5 protein-coding genes and 1 pseudogene are annotated in these 5,587 nt (G+C 56.8%); 4 read left to right on the forward strand and 2 right to left on the reverse strand.

All coding sequences use genetic code 11. The annotated features are described in order from the left end of the window. Positions 1-206: 206 nt before the first annotated feature. Complete coding sequence (locus tag ACR652_RS11560) at positions 207-1,223, forward strand: hypothetical protein (RefSeq protein ID WP_434506650.1); 1,017 nt, start codon at positions 207-209, stop codon at positions 1,221-1,223. Between the two features lie 587 nt (positions 1,224-1,810). Here ACR652_RS11560 and ACR652_RS11565 read toward each other — a convergent pair. Then, positions 1,811-2,245, reverse strand: coding sequence for a hypothetical protein (locus ACR652_RS11565; protein ID WP_434506651.1), 435 nt, complete (start codon positions 2,243-2,245; stop codon positions 1,811-1,813). A gap of 606 nt (positions 2,246-2,851) precedes the next feature. Here ACR652_RS11565 and ACR652_RS11570 point away from each other — a divergent pair. Then, positions 2,852-3,115 carry a hypothetical protein gene (locus ACR652_RS11570; protein WP_434506652.1) on the forward strand — a complete coding sequence of 88 codons (264 nt, stop codon included), beginning with the start codon at positions 2,852-2,854 and terminating at the stop codon, positions 3,113-3,115. Between the two features lie 459 nt (positions 3,116-3,574). Here the strand turns inward: ACR652_RS11570 and ACR652_RS11575 are convergent, their stop codons facing one another. Continuing rightward, entirely contained in the window at positions 3,575-3,874 is a 300-nt protein-coding gene (locus ACR652_RS11575; protein WP_434506653.1) for a hypothetical protein, read from the reverse strand. Between the two features lie 118 nt (positions 3,875-3,992). Here ACR652_RS11575 and ACR652_RS11580 point away from each other — a divergent pair, with 118 nt between their 5' ends. Both ACR652_RS11580 and ACR652_RS11585 read left to right on the forward strand, forming a co-directional pair. Then, a complete protein-coding gene (locus ACR652_RS11580; protein WP_434506654.1) occupies positions 3,993-4,262 on the forward strand; it encodes a hypothetical protein in 270 nt (89 codons plus the stop codon). Between the two features lie 120 nt (positions 4,263-4,382). Beyond that, positions 4,383-4,689, forward strand: a pseudogene (locus ACR652_RS11585) (HU family DNA-binding protein). Positions 4,690-5,587 lie beyond the last annotated feature (898 nt).

Below are 5,587 nucleotides of genomic sequence, written 5' to 3' on the forward strand. Positions count from 1 at the left end.
CGGACCATTTCCGCTCGACCAAGCGGCGTCATTCGCGCATTCTTGTGGGGGTTGTTCATCCCTGAAAGTCCCGAGTGCATCGTGTCGCAACGACCACTCTCAAGCCTTCAGTTCGGGTGAACAACCTCCTCAGAGACCACAGCTAGCCAGGCCGAAGGCGCTTGGGGCGATTCCGCAAAAGGCAAAAGAGGCGCAGGAGAAGAGCCATGAGCCCACAAACAACAGCGCGCACCTACAACCAAACTCATATCCCCCGGAAATTCACGCCCGGGAAGCGACGCATGAGCATCTACTGGACGTGGAGCTACCCTTGGGAAGCCCAGCGCGATCCGGCGGCGATGGAGAACCGCTTCTCCACCATGACCGAGGTTCGCAATGTCCTGTGGCCGGCCTACGAGACTCCGGAATGGAGCGCGGCGCAGTTCCTGCAAGGCATTGCCGGAACGCTGGAGCTGTTCCATCGCTCAACCCTGAGCTTCCAGCAAATAGCAGGTGAGGCGACAGGCCATCCGGTGGCGGTGTTCCAACGTATCGATCAAGCCGGATACAAGCTGCCGATCGACGAGCGGGTTCTTGCGGATGTGGACACGCTCATGGTTTTCGGGCTCGACCACATTCTTTCCGAGCAGGAGGCGGCTCAAGACGAGATCGCAGCTGTTCGTGAATGGCTGAAGCGAGAGGGCACTTGCCTCTTGCTCGCGCCGCATCACGACGTAGGCTTCACCAGCGATCTGAATCAGCGCCAGATTGAATATCTCCATCACGGTGACCGCCTGGTGCCTCGACAGCAGCGTTTCGGCCAATACACGCGCTCCCTGATGAAGGGGCTGGGCGTTCCCGTGCATAACACCTACGGACTGCGTCCGGCGACCGTTGCCGGCTCGCGCGAGATCGCACCGCTCAACGCATCCCGCGACCTCGACAAGCTTGGCCTGCTCAAAGATGTACCGACTCTTAATTTCCACCCGCACTTGCCGCACTACGAAGTGACGGCACAGGATGAAGCAGCGATTCAGGTTCTTGCGCGTCAGCCGATCGACCTTGAACGCCCGCATCCCTTTACGGCTGCGGGGAACACGGAGTTCAATTGTCTTCTCTGGATGCCGCCGAAGGAGGAGCGGGGCGGCGACATCGTTCTGGTGGACTCGACCAACTTCACCACGCTGTTCAGTGGTGACGAGAGCCTGAAGCACTTTTGGTACAACCTTGCCGCCATGAAATGATCGGAGTCACCATGGAATTTTGAGGCGTTCCTCGTCGCAAGAGAGATAGATCATGGCTTTCAGTCGTTGCTTCATGCTCGACTGCTGCGATGTCGGGGTGAAGGGAAGGATTTATGACCAGCGACCTCTACGACGCCTACGCCATCTGGTGCAACGGAAGTTCGCTGGAGACGGTGTCAAAGCAGACCTTTGAAATACCTCGGAAAGAAGGGAATTGACTCATACAGAAACGCTAAGGGTGACGGCTGGAACGGAATCGCTCTGAAAGGGCAGGATGTTGAACAGACGTTTAGGACAAACATTGATCGCTTGTACGCCTAATCGAGGTCAGTGGAGGCATATCCCAACATTCCTTGCCGGGATTCTAGACCTCAGCGAGGTTGGATGTGCCTCCACATCCTCCACACTTTCCTCTTCCTCTGGTTGCATGACGGGAATAGAGCGCGAAGCTCAATCGCCAGCGTGTCATTCTTATCGCAAGGATGTTTGGGATGACTTATGCAGAGGATGGTGAAAAGGGATTGCCCGAGCAAGCTACGTAAAAGTCAATCTGCGCAGGCCTTGGGGCCTTGCCCAAGAGGAACGCATCAATGCCTTGTTTCAGTGTCTGGAATATCGCGAAGCGAATAGCTGCTTAGCAGCTCTGATTTAAGCTTGACCGGCGAGCCAAAAAAAGCCCGAACCTCAGGCGGAACGACGGCTAGTTTTTCATTTAGGAGCCTAATCACAAGGTCAATGCTTTGCTTGAGATCAAACCCGAATCGTTGTTCCCAGTCTATGCCCAGGCATTTGAATAGCAGGGCAAGCTCGACTTGCTTCGCTGTGTGGCTGCTCGGGACTAACGAAGTTTCCTCGGCGACGTTCGAAGCCCGGGCGAGGGCGTCCAAAGGCGACTCCCCCTTGCGCCAGCATCCCACGTGATAAGCTAAAATGGCGCACTTGGCGGCGCGCCATTGGCGGTCAATCTCGCGCCGATCCCTTTCAGCGCTGATTTGCGGGATTATGGGGCTGCGAAGCTTCATTGCGTCTTCTCCGACGCGCTCCAATCCAAAATAAGCCCGGCTATTATCAACACCTCATCGAAGGAAACACAGTTACCAGAATGGTCATGTCCTTCTCTTACGAGCTAGCCGTTTTGAGGCCTTGCGCCGAGGTACGTTTCTGTGTCTTTGCCTGGCGCCCATGCGAAGCTTTTGGCAGTTTCTGCAACCCGCATGGTCGTGATAGCGTTTGAGCTGCGGTCATCACAAGAGCAACTTTCGGATATATTGGTTCACTGCCTGATCTTGGGTTATCGTCATTTTCGCCGCCGCGCGCTCCTACGCGATCGACCACTCCTACTTCTAACAAACCGACATGGTGTACACCATAGCGGGCATGCAGGTGGGGCCCCAACAACGATTTCAACCTCACCAGGTCGGGCCATGAAACGCTGGTTAAGTCTCGCAGCAGGGCTATCACACCATCGCGACTGCCTTTCATCTCAGCTGCCCCATAATCCGCGCAGCCCATGTACTTTGGGGTTAGTCCATTTTTACAGGTATCCTTTTGCTCCAATCGTCAAAATAATACCCACTTGTCGAAGGCCGCTCCGACGGACTTCGGCAGAGAAGTCGGAGGACCGGACCATGAAGAAATTTCTCGTTTCCTTTGCAGTCTTCACGGCGACCGTGGGCACAGCTTATGCTGGCTCGGGCAGCATTGGATCGCCCCAGATCAATGTTCCGGTTTCAATTAATATGGCGCTTCCAGTCCAGGTGCAGACAGGTGTCGCGCTCGGCATCGGCCTCATGGGCGGCACGGGAGTGGGCGCCGTTGGACAGTATGGTGGCCAAAGCGCCAACGCCCAGCAGCTCATCTCGAATATTCTTTCCCAACACTTCACTCCCTGAGCGATAATCACATTTCGTCTATTATCCACTTTATCAAAGAGGGCCGCGTCGGAACTCAATCCGGCGCGGCCCTTTGGCATTCGATGGATGTGCTCCCAGCCGGTCGACGAAGGCAACGCCTGATCCACTGCCGGTAGGGTGATGGAGAACTGTCAGAAAATATTGCTTGGCCGGGTCTTGTTCGCCTCTCGCCTCGAAAAAAGATCGTGCGAGAGGCTTTATGCGGCAGCCTGTGCATCCCTGTGGAGAGAGGGCGGAATCGAGCAGGCAAACGCTCTTTCGCGCCGTTGGATGACATCAATGAGAATCTGCATTCGCATCTCGAGCGGATGAAAGCGTTTTTGGCTCGGCAACGAGGCTTATTGCCTCGCAGCCAAGGCCCGCGAGCATTCCCAGCCCATTGGTCGTGGCGGCAAGAAACGCCGCCACGACAGTACTTGGCGAGACGCCTGCGCCCGCTTAGAAGTTCCAGTTGCTGCCGCCGGCGATCTGGTTCGTGACATTTTGCACCGCTGCGTTCCACTGGCTGGCGTTCTGAACGACGACGCCAACGCCGAGTCCCGAGCCGCTTCCCATGGAACCGATGCCGGTGGCGGTAGCCGCCTGTGTCTGGGTCGCGATGGCGGCGTTGGTGTTCGTGATGGTGCCGGTGATGGACTGGGTCGGGGTCGGCGGCATGGGCCCCGGGCCCGGGCTGGTGGCAAAGGCGGCGCTGGCGCTCAGGGCAACGAAAGCCGAGGAAATGAGAAGCTTTTTCATAGTCATTCTCCATTTCTGTCCGATAGAAGCCCGGTGTCCGGTCCCCTATCGGATCATGTTTATCTGGAGACGACGCGCAGCAATACTTGGAAATAAGCAGTAAGGAAAAACCCGTAAAATGGCTGAAGGGATGTCGTCCGTGACTCTTTCGGTCCAGAATTTCTATGTCAATATAGAAAAAGGTATATTTATTCCTTTCATGCTTATGGGCAGCCTCCACCCCGACAAACTCGGCGATAAATTCCGCAGAGAGCCGATCGTCGTCGCTCATCGAGCGCTCAACATCGACGCCTTGGCAAATCGTTTGACTCGCTCGGCAAAAAGCAGCCCGCCTGAAATACGGCCGTCGAGCGGAGAGCTGGTCCCGGAAATTCGGACAGTGACATGAGTGGTGTGAATCGGCGTCGGCGAGTGATCCCTCTGAGCAAGCAACTACAGATAATTACCGTGTCAAACGGCGTCGGGACCCCAAGCCGAATAACAAACTGAAAGCCTCGCCGAGCGTACAGTGACGCGTCGTGACCTGCGCGAGGCTGTCTATCGAACCTGCCCGACGCTATCGGCGGCCGAAGTGCGGGAGGTCGTTGCCGCCACCATCGAGGAAATCACAGAGACCCTGTTAAGCGGTGAGAACGTCAAGCTGCGTGAGTTCGGCACATTCGAAGTGCGTGAGAAGTCAGAAAGGAGGCCGAAATCCGAAAACTCGTGTCGAGTCAGTCATCACTCCCCGCCGGGTTATCACCTTCACTCCCTCGCCCACCCTTAAGGCGGTCGTGAACGGCAGGGAGGCCAAGCGTGAAGCTCCGAGGGGATGATGACTCAATGGCCGAGCCGCCAAACCCAACGAGAGTGATCGAAACGCTGCACTCCATGGGGCTTTCAGATGCCCAGATCTCTTGCGGAAAGTTAGCCCACGGCTGGCGCATTCGGGCCGCAGGGGGGTCGTTGTGCAGATCCGCAAGGATCGCGAACTCGTTATATCGGGCAGAAATACCCACGCTGTTCGCAGAGCGCTCGGCCTCGCCGGCCGGGGGACGCTAAAGCCGCCGGCGTTGAGCAACGAACGCAAAGACGAGCGCAGAGCTGGGGAAGGCGAGGGGGCGAGTCGTGAGGTTAAAAGTAGAGATGACGCTCACGGTTGAAACGGCCCTGAAGCTCCAGGAGACCGCCGAGCGCCTCGTAGGGATGGATCTCGGAGAAGACGGAATACTCGGGCGCGCGCGATCCCGGATTTAAGTGCTCCTGCGTTGGGAGCCTCGGCTAGTCGGACCGGAGCTCTATCTTCTGATCACCAACTCAGGAGAAGCGCGATGCCATGGAAACCGAACGACGCAAAACGACACACGAAGAAGGCCGACAGCCCAAAAAAACAGAAGCAGTGGGCGGACGTGGCTGACTCTGCGCTCTCCCGCGGGGCATCCGAGGGCTCTGCTATCCGTGAGGCCAATTCAGTGATCGCCAAAGAGACCAAGAAAAAGGGATGATGCATGAAATTCCTGTGACAGCAAATGCGACCGCGCGGGCGCGGTTGCGTGTTCCTTTGGGGCCAGCAGACATGAATGGGACCGGACCACGCAAATCGCCAGCAACCACAGCGGCGATATCCATAAGCTCGATAACCGGCGCTGTAATAGGTTATAGCCGCCGTAGCCGTAACGATCGATTGGCAGCTTTCAGATCGGATCGTTCAACTCACAAGGTGCAGGCACAGCA

The sequence above is a fragment of the Methylocystis sp. genome (genome assembly GCF_051061225.1).
GTDB lineage: Bacteria > Pseudomonadota > Alphaproteobacteria > Rhizobiales > Beijerinckiaceae > Methylocystis.